Source organism: uncultured Luteimonas sp., from assembly GCF_947492465.1.
GTDB lineage: Bacteria > Pseudomonadota > Gammaproteobacteria > Xanthomonadales > Xanthomonadaceae > Luteimonas.
The window spans coordinates 228,067-247,854 of record NZ_CANLNF010000002.1; the positions used below are offsets into that span (position 1 = coordinate 228,067).

The following is a 19,788-nucleotide window of genomic DNA, read 5'->3' on the forward strand; positions in this document are numbered from 1 at the left end:
ATCACAGGTCGCGGAATTGTGCGGGAAATCGGCCCTGCGGGGAACGTCGCGGCGTTCAGGCGGCCGTGGCCGACCGGTCCACCACCGCTCCGACGGGCATGACCCCCGGCAGGTGACGCGCCCGCAGCGACTGCTAGGCTGTCGCGATTCCCGCTGCCCGTGCAACGCAATGCCACGATCCGCTCCGCTGCTGTCCTGCCTGTTCCTGTCCGCCTTCGCCGCCATGGCACAGGCGCAACCCGCGCAACCGCTGACGCTGGACCGGATCATGGCCGATCCGGACTGGATCGGGCCGGCGGTGGAACAGGCCTGGTGGTCGTGGGACGGACGCCAGGCCTATTACCCGCTCAAGCGCGAGGGCAGCGGCATCCGCGACCTGTACGTGCAGGACATCGACGGCGGCCAGGCGCGGATCGTCGACGGCGCGTCGCGCGCCGGCATCGACGCAGCGCGGCCCGTGCTCGATCCGCAACGCACGCGCATGGCGTTCGTGCGCAATGGCGACGTGTTCGTGCGCGACCTGCGCAACGGCGCGCTGACCCAGCTCACCCGCAGCGACGCGACCGAAGCCACACCGCGCTGGTCCAGCGATGGCGCCCTGGTCTGGCGCAGCGGCCACGACTGGTTTCGCTGGAGCGCGCGCGACGGCGCCACCACCCACGCCGCCTCGCCGCAGGCCCAGGACGACCCGGCCGCGGCGCCGAAGCCCGACCTGCTGCGCGACGAGCAGCTGCGGCTGGTGGAGACGCTGCGGACCGAGCGCGAGCGCCGCGAGGCGCAACGCAAGCGCGAGGCCGAACTGCGCCGCGCCGATCCTTCGCGCGCGCCGGCGCCGGTCTACCTGGGCAAGGACGTGGAGATCGCCGCCACCGCGCTGTCGCCCGACGGCCGCTGGCTCGCGGTCGCGACCGAACGCAAGTCCGACGATCGCGGGCAGGGCGGCAAGATGCCCAGGTACGTCACCGAATCGGGCTACGAGGAGTTCGAGGACGTGCGCACCCGCGTCGGCCGCAACCTCCCGCGCGCGCAGACCTTCTGGCTGGTCGACATGCACGACGGCTCGCGCCGCGAGCTGTCCACCGCCACCCTGCCCGGCATCGACCAGGATCCGCTGGCGGCGCTGCGCAAGGCCGCGGACAAGGAGCCGCTCAAGGGCGCGCGCGCGCTGCGCCTGGAGGACAGCACGGACGGTCTGCTGTGGAGCGCGGATTCGCGCCACCTGGCGCTGATGCTGCACTCGGTGGACAACAAGGACCGCTGGCTGGCGACCCTGCAGCCGGAAGCCGGCACGCTGCAGTCGCGCCACCGCCTCACCGACCCGGCCTGGGTGAACTGGAGCTTCAACGAGTTCGGCTGGTTGCCCGACCAGCGCAGGCTGTGGTTCGTGTCCGAGGAAAGCGGGCATGCGCACCTGTACACGGTCGATGCCGGCCGCGGCCGCGCGACGGCGCTGACCTCGGGTCGCTGGGAGGTCTCGCAGCCGGCGCTGGCACCGGACGGCGCGCGCTTCCACTTCACCTGCAACCGCGCCCGACCGGGCGACTACGAACTGTGCACCGTGCCGGCGACCGGGGGCGAGGTCGCGGAGCTGACGCAGCTCGGCGGCGTCGAGGATTTCGTGGCATCGCCCGACGGCGCGCGGCTGCTGCTGCGGCACTCCTCGAGCTACGTGCCGCCGCAGCTGGCGGTGATGGACGCCGACGGCGGCAACCTGCGCACGCTCACCGATACGCGCAGCGACGAGTACCGCGCCTTCGACTGGCTGCAGCCGCAGGTCGTGCAGGTGCCCTCGAAGCACGGCGCCGGCACGATCTGGGGCAAGTACTACGGCCCGGCGACGATGGAACCGGGACGCACCTACCCGGTGGTGCTGTTCGTGCATGGCGCCGGCTACCTGCAGAACGTCAGCGACCGCTATCCGAACTACTTCCGCGAGCAGATGTTCCACAACCTGCTGGTGCAGCAGGGCTACATCGTGCTCGACCTGGACTTCCGCGCCTCCGAGGGCTACGGCCGCGACTGGCGCACCGCGATCTACCGGCAGATGGGCCATCCGGAACTGGAGGATTACCTGGACGGCATCGACTGGCTGGTCGAGCACCGCCAGGCCGATCGCGAGCGCGTGGGCATCTACGGCGGCAGCTACGGCGGCTTCATGAGCTTCATGGCGCTGTTCCGCGAGCCGGGCAAGTTCAAGGCCGGCGCCGCGCTGCGCCCGGTCACCGACTGGAGCCAGTACAACCACACCTACACCGCCAACATCCTCAATACCCCGGACATCGATCCCGAGGCGTATCGCAAGTCGTCTCCGATCGAATACGCCGCCGGGCTGCAGGACCACCTGCTGATCGCGCACGGCATGATCGACGACAACGTGTTCTACCGCGACTCGGTGGTGCTGGCGCAGCGGCTGATCGAGCTGCGCAAGGACAAGTGGGAGCTGGCCAGCTATCCGATGGAACGCCACGGTTACGTGCACGCCGATTCCTGGTACGACCAGTACCGGCGGATCCTGGAACTGTTCGAACGCGCGTTGAAGTGAGCCCCGTGCGCCCGGCAGGCAACGACCCCGGCTTCGCGGGCGCGCCACCGGGCGCCACGCAGGTCCTGCGGCCGTCGCCGGCGCGATGGCTGGCGACGGCCGCCATCTGCGCGGCCCTGGTCTGGGCCGGGATCGCGATCATGCCCAGCCATGCGCTGCTGGCCTGGGCCTGCATCGCGTTCTTCGGCCTGGGCGTGGCCGTGGCCCTGGTCAACCTGCTGCCCGGCGCGAGCGCGCTGGTGCTCGACGCCGAGGGATTCGAGGTCGTGTCGCTGTTCCGCCGCTCGCGCATCGCCTGGTCGCAGGTGGCACGCTTCGGCGAGGTGCGCGTGGGCCTGGAGCGCATGGTCGGCTTCGATTTCGTCGACGGCGCGCGCGGCGACGGCCGCCTGCACCGGATCAACCGCCGGGTCAGCGGCTTCCACGGCGCCCTGCCCGACCGCTACAGGCACGATGTCGCCGACCTGGTCCGCCTCCTGGAGCAGTACCGGCAGGATGCGCAAGGGGCCTCGAACGGGTCGCGGCTGATCCGCAACTGATCCGGCGCAACGCCAGCCATACCCGGCGCGCCTAGAATGTCGCGCATGGACCGATTCGACGACATCCGCGACTACCTCACCGGCCTGCAGGACCGCATCTGCGCCGCCATCGAAACCGCCGATGGCCGGGCCCGCTTCGTGGAGGACGCCTGGCAGCGCGATCCCGCCGACGCCAGCACCCACCTGCGCGGCGGTGGCCGCACGCGGATCCTGCGCGATGGCGCGGTGTTCGAGCAGGCCGGCATCGGATTCTCCGATGTCTCCGGCGACACGCTGCCGCCCTCGGCCACCGCGGCGCGGCCGGAACTCGCCGGCGCGTCCTGGCAGGCGGTGGGCGTGTCGCTGGTATTCCATCCGCGCAATCCGCACCTGCCCACCACCCACGCCAACGTGCGCCACTTCCGCGCGCGGCGCGATGGCGAAACCGTGGCCTGGTGGTTCGGCGGCGGCTTCGACCTGACGCCGTTCTATCCCGTCGACGAGGACGTGCGGCACTGGCACCGCACCGCGCGCGCGCTGTGCGAGCCCTTCGGCGGCCAGGCGCGCTACGACGCGCACAAGCGCTGGTGCGACGAGTATTTCTACCTGAAGCACCGCAACGAGACGCGCGGCGTCGGCGGCCTGTTCTTCGACGACCTGCACGACGACCTCGAGCAGGACTTCGCCTACCTGCGCGCGGTCGGCGACGGCTTCCTCGAGGCCTACCTGCCGATCGTCGAACGCCGCAAGGACACGCCCTACGGCGAGCGCGAACGCGAATTCCAGCTGTACCGGCGCGGCCGCTACGTCGAGTTCAACCTGGTCTACGACCGCGGCACCCACTTCGGCCTGCAGAGCGGCGGCCGCGCCGAATCGATCCTGATGAGCCTGCCGCCGCTGGTGCGCTGGGAATACGGCTACGCGCCCGAACCGGGCAGCCTCGAGGCGCGCCTGCACGATTACCTGGTGCCGCGCGACTGGCTGGCGGGAACCTGACGCCATGGAGACCTACGCCGCGCAACTGCAGGGCAACCTCGACGCCATCCGCACCCGCATCGCGGCGGCCTGCCGCGCCGCTGGCCGCGATTCCGGCGACGTGCGCCTGCTGCCGGTCAGCAAGACCGTCGATGAGGCGCGGCTGCGCCTGGCCCATGGCATCGGCCTGCGCGAACTGGGCGAGAACAAGGTGCAGGAGGCGATGGGCAAGTGGGAAGCCATGGCCGACCTGGCCGACCTGCGCTGGGTGCTGATCGGGCACCTGCAGACAAACAAGGCCAAGTACGCGGCGCGCTTCGCCAGCGAATTCCAGGCGCTCGACAGCCTGCGCGTGGCGCAGGCGCTGGATGCGCAGCTGCAATCGCGCGGCCGCGCACTGGACGTGCTGGTGCAGGTCAACACCTCCGGCGAGACCACCAAGTTCGGGCTGGCGCCCGAGGACGTGCCCGGCTTCGTGCGGCAGCTGCCGGCGTTCTCCTCGCTGCGCGTGCGCGGGCTGATGACGCTGGCGCTGTTCTCCGACGACGCGGCGCGCGTGCGTCCGTGCTTCGCGCGCCTGCGCGGGCTGCGCGACCGCCTGCGCCAGGACGCGCCCGACGGCATCGCGATGGACGAGCTGTCGATGGGCATGTCCGGGGACTTCGAACTGGCCATCGCCGAAGGCGCCACCACGGTGCGCGTGGGTACCGCGATCTTCGGCAGCCGGCCCACGCCCGACAGCGCCTACTGGCCCGGATTCGCCGGCGGCGCCGAAGGCACGGCGGCATGAGCGGCGAGGACGCCGGCTTCGCACCGGCGGTGGGCGCGCGCCTGGTCGACGTGATCTCGGTGCAGTCGCAGGTGGCCTACGGCGGCGTCGGCAATTCCATCGCGGTGCCGCTGCTGCAGGCGCTGGGCCTGTACGTGGCGCCCGTGCCGACGGTGCTGCTGGGCAACACGCCGCACTACCCGAGCATGCACGGCGGGCCGCTGCCGCTGGACTGGTTCGAGGGGCTGCTCGACGACCTGGAAGCGCGCGAAGTGGCCACGCGCGCGCGCCTGCTGCTGGTCGGCTATCTCGGTTCGCCGCAGCAGGGGCTGGCGCTGGCGCGCTGGATCGACCGCATCCGCGCGCGCAGCCCCGCGCTGGCGGTGCAGATCGACCCGGTGATCGGCGACCACGACAGCGGCCGCTACACCGATCCGGCGCTGGAGCCGGTATGGCGCGACCAGCTGATGCCGCGCGCGCAGGGACTCACGCCCAACCACTACGAACTCGAACAGCTCAGCGGCCGCACGCTGCACACGCTGGAGGACTGCATCGAGGCCGCGCACGGCTTGCTCGGCGCGACCACGCGCTGGGTGGTGGTGACCAGCGCCGCGCCGGCCACCTGTCCGCCCGGACGGCTGCAGCTGGTGCTGGCGACCGCGGACGGCGGCACGACCCTGGAACACGACCTGGTGCCGCATCCGGTCAAGGGCGTCGGCGACCTGTTCGCCGCGCTGGTCGCGGGCCGGCTGCTGCGCGGGGTGGGCATCGACGCTGCCGCGCGCCAGGCCTGCGACGACGTCGTCCAGGTGCTGCGCCAGGTGCAGGCGCAGGGCTGGCAGGAACTGGCGCTGCCGCGGGACATCGCGCGGCGCCTGGATTGAACCGCGGCGCGACAACGTCCCCGGTGCCACCGCAGCGGCGCGATGCGGATGCCCGGGCACGCCGGTCGATCGCTGCAGCTGCGGCTATCCCGAGGCCAGTCGCCCACGGTCCGCAGTCTCGCTGCGCGCGACCGGGCGCACTATCCTTGTCGCTGGACATCGCCGGCCTGCGCCCGGCCCGGGAACCTGCTTGACGACCACGCCGCCGCCCCTGTTTTCCGTGGTGCCACCGGGGCTGTTCGGGCCGCTGGCCTCGGCCAACCGGGCCCACTACTGGCAGTTGCTGTGCCGGCTGTTCGACGAGTTCTTCGGGCCCGACGCGCCGCTGCCGCCGAGCATCGGCCTTCCGCGCCGCGAGATCACCGCCGCGATCGAACGCACCCTGCTCAGCGACGATCCCTGGGAGGACGAGGACGGCGATCCGCCCGACACCCCGCGCGCGATCCGTGCCGCCCACATCTACGAGCGGTTCCGCGGCGCCGGCTGGCTGCGCCAGGAGCGCATCGGTGCACGCGAGATGGTCACCATGCCGCCCGCGGTGTCGCAGCTGCTCTCGGCCCTGGTCGAGTTCGCCGAGCACGGCCCCACTTTCGTGTCCGCGCGCATGCGTTCGATCGAGCTGCAGCTGCAGCAGGTGGCCGAGGGCAAGGCCGCGGGCGATGCGCTCGACGAAGCCGCCGACCAGTCGCGCCGCCTGCTGGTATCGCTGTCGTCGATGAGCCTGCAGGTGCGCGACCTGATGCCGGAGCTGAGCAAGGCCGAGACCACCGCGCAGTTCGCCCGTCAGTGGTTCGAGCGCTACGTCGGCGAGTTTTTCATCGGCGACTATGCCGAGCTGCACAAGGCCGACCACCCGCTGGCGCGGCGCAGCGCGATCCTGGCGATGGTCCAGCAGCTCGAATCGGGAGAGCGCCGGGCCGGCCTGCTGGCCTGGTACGGCGAACACGCAACAGGCGATGCCGTGCGCGCCGAGCAGCGTTTCGGACGCAGCCTGCGCCGCCTGCACGAGCTCGAGCGCATCGACGAGTACCTGGCGCGCCTGGACGACGACATCCGCCAGGCCAACCGTCGCGCGCTCGCTTTCCTCGACTATCGCCTGCGCGCGCCCGACCGCCTCGACATCCTGCTGCGGCGCGCCTGCCGCGGCGTGCTCACCGCGCCGCCCGACGCGCTGCGCCTGCCGGTGGCGCCGGGCGCGCTGATGGACGCCGCGCGGCTGCGCCCACCGCGGCAGAAGCCCGCGCCGATCCCGCGCACCGCCAACGCCGGCGTGCCGCCTTCGCCCGAACAGCTCGCGCGCCTGTCGCTGCTGCGGAGGATGAAGCGCGCGCGCCTGGTCACGCCCGAGGACATGGCGCGCTACGTCGGCCGCCACCTGGGCGATGCGCCGCAGGTCGAGTCGGCCGCGCTCGCGATCGGCAGCATCGAGGACCTGCGCGCCTACCAGACCCTGCTCACCCTGGCGCTGCGCAGCCACCGCATCGGCGGACTGCGCCGAGAGGATCCGCTCGGCCGGCTGCTGCGCGGCTACCGCGTGGAGCTGCTCGACGCCGGCCAGCGCGACGACAACGGCTACCTGCGCGCGCCGCGCTTTCGCGTGCACCGGGTCGGCCAGACCACACGGAACACCGCATGAAACGCAGCTGGAACACGCTGAGCCAACAATCCAACGGCATCTACGCCGTGCAGGATTTCGAACGCGCGGCCTATCGCCTGGTGGTCGAGCAGGTGCTGTACGCCTCCGACCGCAACACGCGCCTGGCCTACCACCTGGTCGAGGACCATTTCGACGATTTCGTCGCGGCGCTCGCGCCGCTGGGCATCCGCCTGGAGCGCAACGCGCACCATCGCTACATCGTCGCGCTGCCGGTGCACGGCGAAGGCGTGCCGGTGTCGCTGGCCGAAACCCTGCTGCTGCTGGTGCTGCGCCAGCGCTACGACGAGGCGATGCGCCAGGGCATGGTCGAGGACGAAGGCGTGGTCACGGTCGAACTGCCCGAGCTGCAGGAGGCCTACCAGGCCCTGGCGGGACGCGCGATGCCGGACATCGGCAGCCTGCGCGAACTGGCCCGCACGCTGCGCCGCTGGGGCGTGGGGCGGCTGGTCGATTCGGAGGCCGACGATCCGCAGCCCTTCCACCTGCAGGTGCGTCCGGCCATCGTCGACATCGTCGGCGAGCACTGGCTGCAGCGGCTCGACCAGCACAACCGCGACGACGATCCGGGCGACAGCGAGCCCGGCATCGAGTGCGAAGCCGCGGCGGAGGACGACGATGCAGCTGCTTGAACGCGTGCACCTGGTGCAGTTCTTCCTGTTCGAGGCGCAGACCCTCGAACTCGATGCCACCAGTGCGATCATCGCCCCCAACGGCGCCGGCAAGAGCGCGCTGCTCGACGCGCTGCAGATCGTGCTGCTGGGCGTGGACCGCAGCCGCATCCGCTTCAATGCCCAGGCCGGCGGCAGCCACCGCGCGCGCAGCATCCGCGACTACTGCCTGGGCGTGTTCCGCAGCGGCGACGAGGGCCGCAAGCGCCGCACCGCCACCACCTACATCTCGCTGGTGTTCCGCGACACCGACAGCGGTGAAACGTTGACTGCCGGCGTGTCGCTCGGCGCGTCGGTGGACGAGCCGGACCACCGGCTGCACGGCATGTACCTGCTGCCGGGCGTGGCGCTGGAACTCGACGACCACCTGGAGCGGGTCAAGGGCCAGGAACTGCCGCTGGCCTGGAGCAGCTTCCGCGAGAACGCCGCGCGCCGCTGCCGGGACGCCGGCAGCAAGCCCGAACTGCACACGGTGGCCGAGCGCTTCGTCAAGGACCTGCTGTACCGGCTGCGCGCCGCACCCGGCGCCAATCCCGACGTCAATGCCTATCGCAAGGCCTTCCTCAATGCGCTGAACCTGCAGCGCGTGGAGGACGTGGACCTGTTTGTGCGCACCCTGGTGGCCGAAGACCGGCCCACCGACGTGGCCCGCTTCCGCGCCCTGCTGGAAAGTTTCCGCCAGATCCGCGACCGCATCGAGCAGGTGCGCCTGCGCATCGAGTCGGCCGAGGGCGTGGAGCACCAGTACGACCGCATCGCCGCGCAGTCGGTGCGCGCGGCGTCGTATCGCGCCCTGGCCGCCGAGTACGCGCGCGACCTCTACGCCGAGCAGGTGGAACAGGCCGAAGAAGGCGTGCAGGCCGGCGACGCGCTGCTGGCGGGTCTGCGCCGCGCGCTGGAAGAAGCCCGCGGCGAACGCGACCTCGGCCGCGACGAGCTGCAGCGTGCCCAGGCCGCCCTGCAGGGCAGCGAAGGCTACGGCGAGCAGTCGCGATTCGAGGAGATCAGCGGACGCGACCTCGACCGCCTGCGCCAGCTGCGCAGCGAACTGCTGCGCGAAACGGCGCAGGTGCGCGACCAGCTGCGTGCCACCGCCAGCCTGGCCCTGTCGCCTGAACTTCTTGCCACCGTGGAAGACGCCGCCGCGCCCTGGGCGCGCTGGCACGAGGCACTCGCCGCGCTGGAGGACGACGCGGCGCTGCCGTGGAACGCCGCGCAGCTGTTCGAGGACGCGGGCACCACGCTGCGCGCCGCGGCGCCGCTGATCGAGGCGGTGGAGCGCCTGGCCCGCGCGCGCCACGAGGCCCTCGACCAGGCCCGCGACCGGCTGACTGCCGCGCGCCAGAACCAGAAGCGCATCGCCGCCGGACAGGCGGAACTCAATCCCGACACCGTGCGGTTGATGAGCTACCTGCGCGAGGCCGGCATCGACGCGCGCCCGGTCTGCGACCTGGTCCAGGTCACCGACAAGGCCTGGCAGGCGGCGATCGAAGGCTACCTGCGCAGCAACGTCGAGGCGCTGCTGATTCCCGAGGCCGACGAGGAACGGGCGACGAAGCTCTACCGCGGTCTCGGCGGCGGGCGCGCGGTGTACGGCGTCAAGCTGGCGCTGTCGAGCCAGGCGCGTCGAGGTCGCGCGGGCGAGGTGGCCGCAGGCTCGGTGGCCGCCCTGCTCGATGGCGTCAATGCCGAAGCGCTCGCGTTCCTGCGTCGCCAGCTCGGCGAGCTGCAGTGCGTGGACGGCGAGGCGGAACTGGTGAAGAGCCGCCAGGGCCTGACCCGCGACGGGCTGCTTGCGCGTGGCGGCAGCATCGAGCGGCTGCGCCTGCCCGCGACAGGCGATCTGAAGATCGGGGCCTCCGACAACCGGGCGCGCCTGCGCGTGCTGCGCGAGGACGTGGAGGCGGCCGAACGCGAGGTACAGGCACTGGAGCCCGCGCTGCGCGAGATCGACGGCCATCGCCGCCAGCTCGCGCGCCTGGCCGATGCCGACGCGGTGGCGCAGGCGCTGCACGCGCGCAGCCTCGAACATCAGCAGGCCAGGCAGCGCTACCGCAGCGCGCGCGACAGCCGCCAGGCCCTGCACGACCCCGACCTGCTGCGCCTGTCCGAACAGGTGCGCACGCTCAAGGCGGCGGTGGAGGCCAGCGAACGCCAGGTCGAACGTCTCATCGGCGAAGAGGCGGTGGCCCTTCGCCAGGGCGAGGACCGTCGCCGCCTGCTCGCCGGCCTGCGCGAACAGGAAGCGCTGGTGGCGCGACGCGCGGTCGAGGCGTTCCAGGATCCGGACGTCGATCCGAACCTGGTCGAACGCCATCGCGACGAACTCGACGACAAGCTCGATTCGCTGGACGAGCGCGCGCGCACCTGCGAGCGCCGCGCCGACGAAAGCGATCGCCAGCTGGCCCGGCTGCTGCCCGAGGCCTGGAGCGCGCTGGCCCAGTACGCGCGCGACCATGGCCTGGTGCTGGAGTTCGACGCCAATGCCTGGCGCCAGGCCCTGGCCCTGCTGCGGCGCGAGCTCACGCAGCTGCGCGAGACCGACCTGGTCCGCTACGAGGGAGAGGCGCGCCAGGCCTACGACACCGCGGTGGAGACCTTCCGCTCCAGCGTCGCCGCCGCGCTCAACGACAACTTCGTGCGCCTGCGCCAGCAGATCGCCACGCTCAACCGCACCCTGCGCAGCAGTCCGCCGTTCTCCAACAACGAGCGCTACCAGTTCCATTACGAGGTGGTGGCGGAGTTCCGCGAGCTGGAGCGCTTCATCAAGCGCGCCACCGACGTCGGCGGCGAGGACGGTCTGTTCGGCAGCGCCGGCGAAGTGCCCGGCGCGTTCCGCGAGCTGATCGAGGACGATGCCGCCGCGCGTACCGCCACCTCGCCGCTGGACGACTACCGGCGCTTCTTCCGCTTCGAGGTGCAGATCCGCCAGGACGACCGCGTGATCGGCACGCTCAGCGAACGCATGCGTTCGGGCTCCGGCGGCGAGCACCGCGCGCCGCTGTACGTGATCGCCGGCGCCGCGCTGGCCGCGGCCTATGGCAAGACCGAGGCCCAGCCCGGCGGCATCGGCCTGATCCTGCTGGACGAGTTCGGCGACAAGATCGACGCGCAGAACGCGCGCGCCACCACCAACTACCTGCGCTCGCTCGGCCTGCAGCTGGTGCTGGCCGCGCCCGACACCGCCCAGGGCACGCTCAGCGGCGTGCTCGACAGCTACATCGAGCTGTTCCGCGACGGCGAACTGCTGCAGGCCGAACGCATCGAGGTGCAGGCCGCCGCGCGCGAGCTGCTGCTCTCCGACCAGTTCGACCTGCACCCGGACCTGCTGGCCGCGGAAATCGCCGGCATCGAGCGCCAGACGCCCGCACCGTGAGCGATGCCACGCCCCTGCTGCAACGCCTGCTGCGCAAGGGCGAATCGGCGCGGCTGCGTGGCGATCCGCGACCGGCATCGCTGCCGATGACCAGCACGTCCAACGCACGCGAATACCTGGCCCTCGCGACGCTCGAAGCGCGCGATGCGTTCCACGGCCAGATCGCGCTGGCCGAGCGTGCCGGCGCCATCGACGCGGTACGCGATCGCCACCGCGGCGACGGCGAGCAGCTGCTGCGCATCGGCGTGAAGGACCTCGATGCATTGGCCGCGCATCTGGGCGTGGAGTTGCTCGCCTCCCGGATGGAAGTTGCCGACGCCGCACTCTCCGGGTGGGTGTCTCGCTTTCCCGTCATCACGACCACACTCGATGCCTGGCGAAACGGCCGCAAGGTACGCGGCGCCGGGCCGGAGGCGGCCGCGGATCTTGCCGACGCCGCGCGCGCGGTGGCCAGTTGCCTGGCCGCGCCGGAGCGGGAGCGCCTTTTGCGCCGCGAAAGCGTGCGCCTGTTTGGCGACAGCAAGCGGCTGGAGGCATTGACGCCGTGGCTGGACCTGCTGACCGGCGGCGAGCCCGCCAACGCCGCGCTGGACCGCAGCCATGTCTGGGCGACACTGGGACTGCGCCGCGAACCCCAGCCGCTGTTGCTGGCCGGTACCGGCCAGCTGCAACTCGACGAGGCGCGTCTCGCGCTCGTGCGCCCCTGGTTGGGCATCCCGCCCGAAAGCCTGCGCGGCCTGGAAACTTCCGCACGGACGCTGCTCAGCATCGAGAATCTCGCCAGCTTTCACGAAGCTGCGCGCCTGTCCGTCGACGATGCCTGCCTGCTGCTCTACACCGGCGGCATGCCCTCGCCAGCATGGCGCCTGGCCTATACGCGCATCCTCGCCCACCTCGATCGCGACGCCTGCGTGTACCACTGGGGCGACATCGACGAGGGCGGTTTCCGAATCGCCGCGGTACTGGCGGAGGCGGCCGCGGCATCGGGCCATCGTCTTCGTCCGTGGCGCATGTCGGCTTCGACGTTGCCGGCCGACATCCTCGAGGGCGCAACCGCGCCGGACGCCGCGACCCTGCATGCGATGCAGCATTGGGCCGTGCGCGCCGGATGGTCCGAGGTGGCGGAGGAACTGGCCCGCCATCCGCTCCGACTGGAGCAGGAAGCGCTGGATCCCGCACGCGACGAGGCCGCGTTGCCGCGGCCGGGGCCGGGCGGCGGGACCACGCCGCCCGGATGAAGCTCCGGTGGCCGCGCCCACGCGGCCCGCGCAGGCGCCCCTAGAGGCTGGCGCTGAGCTTGACCCATGCGGTGCGGCCCGGCTCGTGGATCCGCACCGGATCGGCCGGGTAGCCGAAGGCGCTGTTGCCGGCCAGGTTGAGGTGTTCGGCGTAATCGCGGTCGAACAGGTTGTCGATGCCGGCGGCCAGGCGCACCCTGTCGTTGATGCGCCAGGCGCCGTTGAGCGAGAACACCGCAAAGCCGCTGCTGGGACCCAGGTCGCGGCCGACCACGTTGCCCAGCGCGGGACTGACCCGGTCCTGCGAGGCCACCGCGCGCAGCAGCGCACTGGCCGACCAGGTGCCGTTGTCGTAACCGGCGTTCAGGCGCGCCTCCAGCGGCGGCATTTGCGGCAGGGCCTGGCCGCTGTCGGCCAGTTCGCCCCACGAGTACGCCACCGTGCCGCCCAGCTTCCAGTGCTCGGCCATGCGCCACTCCACGCCCGCCTCGCCGCCGCGGATGTCCGCATCGGCATTGCGCGCTCGCGTGGTCGTTCCGGCCATGCCGCTCATGTAGTCGAAGGCGATGTAGTCGGTCATGCGCCCGGCGTAGGCCGAGACCCAGGCGTCGACGCGCTTGCCGGCGTAGCGCATGCCGACATCGAGCTGGGTGGTGCGCTCGGCCTGTACGCCGGCGAAGGCGTTGGCCGCGCCGTCGGGGCCGCGAGTGGGCGAGAACAGCTCCCAGTAGTCGGGCATGCGCTGGGTGTGGCCGACGCCGGCGTACCAGCGCAGCGGCTGGCCTTCGATGTCCTGCTCGAAGCGCACGAAGGCCGAGGGCAGCGTTTCCGAACGGGTCTGCCCGGCAGTGGGATTGGGCATCGGCATCATGCCGCCGGTGCTGGCGCGGCGATCCTCGGCCTCGGCGCGGCCCACGCGCGCGCCGGCGATCACATGGTTGCGCGCGTCCAGGTGCCAGTGCAGTTCGGCGAAGGCGCCGGCCTGGCGGAAGCGCGCGTCCACCGTCCACGGCTGCGCCAGGTACCGGTCGCGGCCCATCGCGCTGCGGCGCGCATGGCGGCTGCTGCGCGCGTCCAGGCCTGCGGTCAGGTCCCAGTGTTCGCCGCCGAAGCCCAGCGCCACGCGGCCGCCGCTGGTGCGATGGGCGATGTTGCTGGCCATCGGCATGGGCATCGTGCCATTGGGGTCCGGATCGCGCAGCGTGTAGTTGTCCATCACGTGGTCGACGTCGTTGTAGTAGGCGTTCGCGGCGATTTCGCGCAGGCGGCCCTCCATGCCCTTCTTCTCGAAGCGCAGGCCGTAGGTGGTGCGGTCGAACTGCGTGCCGTCCATGCCGCGCCCGGCGTAGCGCGCCTGCCCATCGCCGGTGCCGATGCTGGCTTCCAGCACCGTGTCCGGATCCGGCGTCCAGCCGATCGCCGCGTCGGCATTCCACTTGTCCCAGGCCGAGGGCACGGCACGGCCGGCGCCGTCCTCGTAGTCGCCCGACTCGGACCGGTTGGCAGTCAGCCGTCATACACCTGCGGGTTGCCGGCCAAGGCGTTGATCACCTGGTCGTTGCGGCCGTGGCTGGCGAACATGGCGCTACCGTCCAGGCGCAGGCCGGGTTCGTCGAAGTACGGGATCTCGCGCTCGAAGCGCACCGTGCCGGCCGAGGCACCGCCGCCCCACAGCACCGTCTGCGGCCCCTTGACGATGGTCAGCCGGTCGTAGGTTTCCGGCGAGACGTAGGACATCGCATTGTCCATGCGCGACGGGCAGGCGCCCATCAGGGCGCCGTCGCCGGCGAGCAGGTTCAGGCGCGAGCCGAACTGGCCGCGCAGCACCGGATCGCCATTGGTGCCGCCGCTGCGCAAGGTGGCGAAACCCGGCACGGTCTTGAGGTAGTCGGCGCCATCGCTGGCCGGCACCGGCTGGCGCGGCAGGCGCGGATCGGTCACCCAGGTCAGCGAGGCCACCGGGGCCACGCCCACCACGACCAGCGTGTCGAGGTTGACCACGCGCTCTTCCGTCGGCGATGCCGCCTCGTTCGCGGCCCATGCGACGCCGCCGGCAAGCTGCGCCAGCACGGCCGCCACGCCCAGGTACAACACCTTGCTCTTCATCTCTGATCCTCCGTTCGTGGCGCCATTGCAGCGCGGTTCGATACGGCAGGGAATGGACAAAATGTCCGGATTCGGAGCGGTCTTGACCTGGGTCACGGGCCGCGCATCCGGCGCCCGTCGACTGATCCAGATCAAGGCGTGCGGAGGCGGCGGCGCACATGCTGGCGCAGCCGTCGGCCATGGCCGTCACCGTCATCGTTACCGAGGAAGCCCCATGCAATTCCACGTACAGCTCGACACCGGCCGCATCGACCTGGCCTCGCTGGAGCAGCAGCTGCAGTCGCAGGATCCGTCGGCGCTGGCCGACTTCGATGCGCTCAGCCGCACCCTGCGCCTCTCGACCACGCTGGCCGAAGGCGACATCGCCGCGGGCCTGGCCCGCGCCGGCATCGCGGTGCCGGAGCAGGCGATCGAACGCCAGGCCTCGACCTGCTGCGGCGGCTGCGGCGGCTGAGGCGCGCGTCGCGACAGTCCGGCGCCCTCGCGGGCGAGAACTCGCAGCGAAGCCCTCGCGCACTACCCGACCCGCAAGCCCGGGTCACCTGCACGCGTCTGTGCGATGCGATGCGCTGCGCGCGCCGGCCTCAAGCGCGGCCGCTCCCCTCCGCCGTTTATGACGCGCGCGCCGATCCGCATCGCATGCGAACTGGCAGTTCGCCTCCCCCGCAGGCGGCCGGTCCGGCCGCCGCGGCCTATTCGACCGTGACCGCCTTGGCCAGGTTGCGCGGCTTGTCCACGTCGGTGCCACGTGCCAGCGCGGCGTGGTAGGCCAGCATCTGCACCGGGATGGTGTGCACGATCGGACTGAGCACGCCGACATGGCGCGGCGTGCGGATCACGTGCACGCCCTCGGACTCGCTGAAGTTGCTGTCGGCATCGGTGAACACGAACAGCTCGCCGCCGCGCGCACGCACTTCCTGCATGTTCGACTTCACCTTCTCCAGCAGGCCGTCGTTGGGCGCGATCACCACCACCGGCATGTCGACGTCCACCAGCGCCAGCGGGCCGTGCTTGAGCTCGCCGGCCGGATAGGCCTCGGCGTGGATGTAGGAGATTTCCTTGAGCTTGAGCGCGCCTTCCAGCGCGATCGGATAGTGCACGCCGCGACCGAGGAACAAGGCATGCTGCTTCGGTGCGAAGCGTTCGGCCCATGAGGCGATCTGCGGCTCCAGGTTGAGCGCGTGCTGGATGCTGCCGGGCAGGTGGCGCAGCGCCTCGATGTATCCGGCTTCCTTCTCCGCGTCGAGCCGGCCGTTCAACTTGGCCAGGGTCGCGGCCAGCGCGAACAGGCCCACCAGCTGGGTGGTGAACGCCTTGGTCGACGCCACGCCGATCTCGGCGCCTGCGCGGGTGTAGAAGACCAGCCTGCTGGCGCGTGGGATCGCGCTCTCGGGCACGTTGCAGATCGACAGCGTGTGCTCGTGCCCCAGCGACTTGGCGTACTTGAGCGCTTCCATCGTGTCGAGCGTTTCGCCCGACTGGGAGATGGTGACGATCAGGTGCTTCGGGTTCGCCACCGCCTTGCGATAGCGGTATTCGCTGGCGATCTCGACGCTGCAGGGCAGGCCGCCGATCGACTCGATCCAGTAGCGCGCGACCGAGCCGGCATAGAAGCTGGTGCCGCAGGCGAGGATCTGCACGCCCTCCACCTCGCCCAGCACCTGGCGCGCGTCCTTGCCGAACAGCTCGGGCTCGAAGCCGTTGGCGTCGATGATCGCCTCGAGCGTGTCGCCGATGGCGCGCGGCTGCTCGTGGATCTCCTTCTGCATGAAGTGCCGGTAGGGGCCGAGCTCGAGCGAGGCCAGCGACACGTCCGACAGGTGCACCTCGCGCTCCACCCGCGCGTCCTGCGCGTCGTACACGCGCACCGCATCGCGGCAGATCTCGGCGGTGTCGCCCTCCTCCAGGAAGATCACGCGGCGCGTGGCCTGCAGGATCGCCGAGACGTCGGAGGCCACGAAATTCTCGCCCTCGCCCAGTCCCACCAGCAGCGGGCAGCCCATGCGGGCGACCACCATGCGGCCGGGCTCCTTGCGGCTGATCACCGCCAGCGCGTAGGCGCCATGCAGTTCCTTGACCGCGCGCTGCAGTGCGCCGAGCAGGTCGTCGCCGGACGTGAGGTAGTGGTGGATCAGGTGCGCGATCACCTCGGTGTCGGTCTGCGACTCGAACGCGTAGCCGAGCTGCTGCAGGCGCGCGCGCTGCTCCTCGTGGTTCTCGATGATGCCGTTGTGCACCAGCGCCACGCCGTGGCTGATGTGCGGGTGCGCATTGGCTTCGGTGACGCCGCCGTGCGTGGCCCAGCGGGTGTGGCCGATGCCGAGCGTCGCGTGCACGCCCTCGCCCTGCGCGGCGGCCTCCATCTCGGCCACGCGCCCGGTGCGGCGCACGCGGCGCACGTCGCCATCGGCGACCAGGGCGATGCCGGCGGAGTCGTAGCCGCGGTATTCCAGACGCTTCAGCCCGTCGATCAGGACGGGAACCACATCGCGATCCGCGATCGCGCCGACGATGCCGCACATGTATCCGCTACTCCTCGATTGTCCAGCAAGTCTACGGGAAAGCGCCGTCCGTCCGGACACGAGCGGCGTCCGCCCGGACACCGGTCGCATTGGTATTTCGCAGTCCAATCATGCACTTGGAGGTTGGCACGGTGATTGCGTGCAACCCCCGTACGCCTTCCTGCATCCAGATCCAGACATGGACATCCAAGCCCGCATCCGCGACACCTCCGCACAGGACCAGGTCCTGGCCAGCCCGACCGGGCTGCGCCGCGTGCCCAGGACCTGGCTGCTGGCCGGTGGCGCGGCGCTGGCCGTCGCCGCGCTGGTGGCTTGGGTCGCCAGCGGCTGGGCCTCGGGCAGCTCGTCCTACGACGCCTCGCGCGTGCGCATCGCCGAGGTGACCCGCGGCGACCTGGTGCGCGACCTGTCCGCGGACGGTCGCGTGATCACCGCCAACAGCCCCACCCTCTACGCGATCGCCGGCGGCACCGTGTCGCTCAAGGTCGTGGCCGGCGACGTGGTCGAGGCCGGGCAGGAGCTGGCCGTGATCGACAGCCCCGAGCTGCGCAGCCGGCTGGTGCAGGAGGAATCCACCCTGGCCAGCCTGGAAGGCGAAGCCAGCCGCGCCGTGCTCGATGCGCAGCTCACCCGCTCCGAGGCGCAGAAGCTGCTCGACCAGGCGCAGATCGACCACACCGCCGCGCAGCGCGACGTCGAGCGCTACCAGCGCGCCTTCGAAGGCGGGGCGGTGTCGAAGAACGAGTACGACCGCGCGCTCGACGGCCTGAAGAAGGCCGACTTGGGCCTGGCCGCGGCGCGCAGGGACTTCTCGCTGCAGGGCCAGGGCGCCGGCATCGACGCGCGCAACAAGCGCCTGCTGGCCGACCGCCAGCAGGCGGTGGTGGCCGAGCTGCGCCGCCAGGTCGACGCGCTCACCCTGCGCGCGCCGTTCGACGGCCAGGTAGGCCAGGTGCAGGTCGCGCAGGGCACCAACGTCGCGATCAATGCGCCGGTGCTGGGCGTGATCGACCTGAGCGTGTTCGAGGTCGAGATCCGCGTGCCGGAAAGCTTCGCCCGCGACCTCGCGATCGGCGTGCCCGCGCAGGTCACCAGTTCCGGCACCCGCTACGCGGCCAAGGTCGCTGCGGTGTCGCCGGAAGTGGTCAACGGCGAGGTCACCGCGCGGCTGCGCTTCGAGCAGGACCAGCAGCCGCCGAACCTGCGCCAGAACCAGCGCCTGTCCGCGCGCATCGTGCTGGACACGCGCGAGGACGTGCTGATGGTCGAGCGTGGCCCGTTCCTGGAACAGGACGGCGGCCGCATCGCCTGGGTGGTCGAGGGCAGCAGTGCCACCCGCCGCCCGATCCAGGCCGGGGCCAGCAGCCTCAACGCCGTGGAAATCGTGTCGGGACTGCGGGAAGGCGAGCGCATCGTCGTCTCGGGCACCGACCAGTTCGCCAACGCGGACCGCGTCCGCATCTCGGGACAATGACATGCACACCTTCCCCCACTTCCCCTCCCGTCCGCACTGGACCGCCCAGCAGCTGACCGATGCGGTCCCGCTGCGCCTGCACGAGCTGTACGTGTTCGACGCCTCGGTCGACGGCGCAAGCCGCGCCGCCAACGGCGAGCACAGGACGCGCCCGGCGCCGGGCCACTACGTCGCGCGCTCGCAGCTGCCGGCCCGCTTCGGCGTCGGCTGAGTCCGCCCCGCCTTCATCCCGGCTGCCGCCCGCGCCCGACTCTCTCCGGGCACGACGCGGCGGCGGGATGGTCTTCCTCTTCCCAGCAGCGCTTCGAAGGAATCCACCATGCTCGACATGCGCCAGGTCACCAAGGTCTACCGCACCGAACTCGTCGAAACCCACGCCCTGCGCTCGCTCGACCTGCAGGTGCGCGATGGCGAGTTCGTCGCCGTCACCGGCCCGTCGGGCTCGGGCAAGACCACCTTCCTCAACATCGCCGGCCTGCTGGAGACGTTCACCGGCGGCGAGTACCGGCTCGATGGCGTGGACGTCAAGGGGCTCAACGACAACCAGCGCTCGCGCCTGCGCAACGAGAAGATCGGCTTCATCTTCCAGAGCTTCAACCTGATCCCCGACCTCAACCTGTTCGACAACTGCGAGGTGCCGCTGCGCTACCGCGGCATGCCCGGCAACGAACGCAAGCTGCGCATCGAGGAGGCGCTGTCGCAGGTCGGACTGGGCTCGCGCATGAAACACTACCCGGCCGAACTGTCGGGCGGCCAGCAGCAGCGCGCGGCGATCGCGCGCGCACTGGCCGGTTCGCCGCGCCTGCTGCTGGCCGACGAACCGACCGGCAACCTCGACTCGCAGATGGCGCGCAGCGTGATGGAGCTGCTGGAGGACATCAATTCGCGCGGCACCACCATCGTGATGGTGACCCACGACCCGGAACTGGCCGCGCGCGCCCAGCGCAACGTGCACATCGTCGACGGCATGGCCACCGACCTGTCGATCGAGCCGGGCCTGGGGCGCGCGCCGCACGCGGCCCACGCCGAAGCCGAAACCGCCTAGGCCCTGCTTCCAGG

Annotated in this window: 14 protein-coding genes and 1 pseudogene; 13 read left to right on the forward strand and 2 right to left on the reverse strand. The window is 71.3% G+C overall.

Going from position 1 to position 19,788, the window contains the following annotated elements; all coding sequences use genetic code 11:
- Positions 1 to 169 precede the first annotated feature (169 nt).
- The 9 genes from Q0863_RS06065 to Q0863_RS06105 all read left to right on the forward strand — a co-directional run bounded on the left by Q0863_RS06065 (position 170) and on the right by Q0863_RS06105 (position 12,627).
- Complete coding sequence (locus tag Q0863_RS06065) at positions 170 to 2,542, forward strand: prolyl oligopeptidase family serine peptidase (protein WP_298576417.1); 2,373 nt, start codon at positions 170 to 172, stop codon at positions 2,540 to 2,542.
- Positions 2,539 to 3,081: a hypothetical protein gene (locus tag Q0863_RS06070; RefSeq protein ID WP_298576419.1), complete on the forward strand. Its 543-nt coding sequence runs from the start codon at positions 2,539 to 2,541 to the stop codon at positions 3,079 to 3,081. The genes Q0863_RS06065 and Q0863_RS06070 overlap by 4 nt, the downstream gene beginning before the upstream one ends.
- A 45-nt stretch (positions 3,082 to 3,126) precedes the next feature.
- A complete protein-coding gene (hemF, locus tag Q0863_RS06075; protein WP_298576421.1) occupies positions 3,127 to 4,056 on the forward strand; it encodes an oxygen-dependent coproporphyrinogen oxidase in 930 nt (309 codons plus the stop codon).
- 4 nt (positions 4,057 to 4,060) lie between these two features.
- Positions 4,061 to 4,825: a YggS family pyridoxal phosphate-dependent enzyme gene (locus Q0863_RS06080; protein ID WP_298576423.1), complete on the forward strand. Its 765-nt coding sequence runs from the start codon at positions 4,061 to 4,063 to the stop codon at positions 4,823 to 4,825.
- Positions 4,822 to 5,688 (forward strand): pyridoxal kinase, encoded by an 867-nt coding sequence (gene pdxY, locus Q0863_RS06085; protein ID WP_298576424.1) that lies wholly within the window; start codon positions 4,822 to 4,824, stop codon positions 5,686 to 5,688. Before Q0863_RS06080 ends, pdxY begins: the two co-directional genes overlap by 4 nt.
- Positions 5,689 to 5,878: 190 nt before the next feature.
- Positions 5,879 to 7,324 carry a Wadjet anti-phage system protein JetA family protein gene (locus tag Q0863_RS06090; RefSeq protein ID WP_298576425.1) on the forward strand — a complete coding sequence of 482 codons (1,446 nt, stop codon included), beginning with the start codon at positions 5,879 to 5,881 and terminating at the stop codon, positions 7,322 to 7,324.
- Entirely contained in the window at positions 7,321 to 7,974 is a 654-nt protein-coding gene (locus tag Q0863_RS06095) for a DUF4194 domain-containing protein (RefSeq protein ID WP_298576427.1), read from the forward strand. Before Q0863_RS06090 ends, Q0863_RS06095 begins: the two co-directional genes overlap by 4 nt.
- Positions 7,961 to 11,389 carry an SbcC/MukB-like Walker B domain-containing protein gene (locus tag Q0863_RS06100; protein WP_298576429.1) on the forward strand — a complete coding sequence of 1,143 codons (3,429 nt, stop codon included), beginning with the start codon at positions 7,961 to 7,963 and terminating at the stop codon, positions 11,387 to 11,389. Before Q0863_RS06095 ends, Q0863_RS06100 begins: the two co-directional genes overlap by 14 nt.
- Entirely contained in the window at positions 11,386 to 12,627 is a 1,242-nt protein-coding gene (locus tag Q0863_RS06105; protein WP_298576430.1) for a Wadjet anti-phage system protein JetD domain-containing protein, read from the forward strand. The genes Q0863_RS06100 and Q0863_RS06105 overlap by 4 nt, the downstream gene beginning before the upstream one ends.
- A gap of 40 nt (positions 12,628 to 12,667) precedes the next feature.
- Here Q0863_RS06105 and Q0863_RS06110 read toward each other — a convergent pair.
- Positions 12,668 to 14,733, reverse strand: a pseudogene (locus Q0863_RS06110) (TonB-dependent copper receptor).
- 214 nt (positions 14,734 to 14,947) lie between these two features.
- Here Q0863_RS06110 and Q0863_RS06115 point away from each other — a divergent pair.
- The gene (locus Q0863_RS06115; protein WP_298576432.1) at positions 14,948 to 15,187 is read left to right on the forward strand and encodes a hypothetical protein; all 240 of its coding nucleotides are present in this window, start codon (positions 14,948 to 14,950) and stop codon (positions 15,185 to 15,187) included.
- Between the two features lie 238 nt (positions 15,188 to 15,425).
- On the opposite strand, the gene glmS is transcribed toward Q0863_RS06115, so the two are convergent.
- On the reverse strand, positions 15,426 to 17,255 hold the full coding sequence (gene glmS / locus Q0863_RS06120) for a glutamine--fructose-6-phosphate transaminase (isomerizing) (protein ID WP_298576434.1): 1,830 nt from the start codon (positions 17,253 to 17,255) through the stop codon (positions 15,426 to 15,428).
- A 178-nt stretch (positions 17,256 to 17,433) separates the two neighbouring features.
- Here glmS and Q0863_RS06125 point away from each other — a divergent pair, with 178 nt between their 5' ends.
- The 3 genes from Q0863_RS06125 to Q0863_RS06135 all read left to right on the forward strand — a co-directional run bounded on the left by Q0863_RS06125 (position 17,434) and on the right by Q0863_RS06135 (position 19,774).
- Positions 17,434 to 18,729, forward strand: a complete 1,296-nt coding sequence (locus Q0863_RS06125) for an efflux RND transporter periplasmic adaptor subunit (protein WP_298576436.1) — start codon at positions 17,434 to 17,436, stop codon at positions 18,727 to 18,729.
- 1 nt (position 18,730) lies between these two features.
- A complete protein-coding gene (locus tag Q0863_RS06130; RefSeq protein WP_298576438.1) occupies positions 18,731 to 18,940 on the forward strand; it encodes a hypothetical protein in 210 nt (69 codons plus the stop codon).
- A 108-nt stretch (positions 18,941 to 19,048) separates the two neighbouring features.
- The gene (locus Q0863_RS06135; protein WP_298576440.1) at positions 19,049 to 19,774 is read left to right on the forward strand and encodes an ABC transporter ATP-binding protein; all 726 of its coding nucleotides are present in this window, start codon (positions 19,049 to 19,051) and stop codon (positions 19,772 to 19,774) included.
- The last annotated feature ends 14 nt before the right edge of the window (positions 19,775 to 19,788 follow it).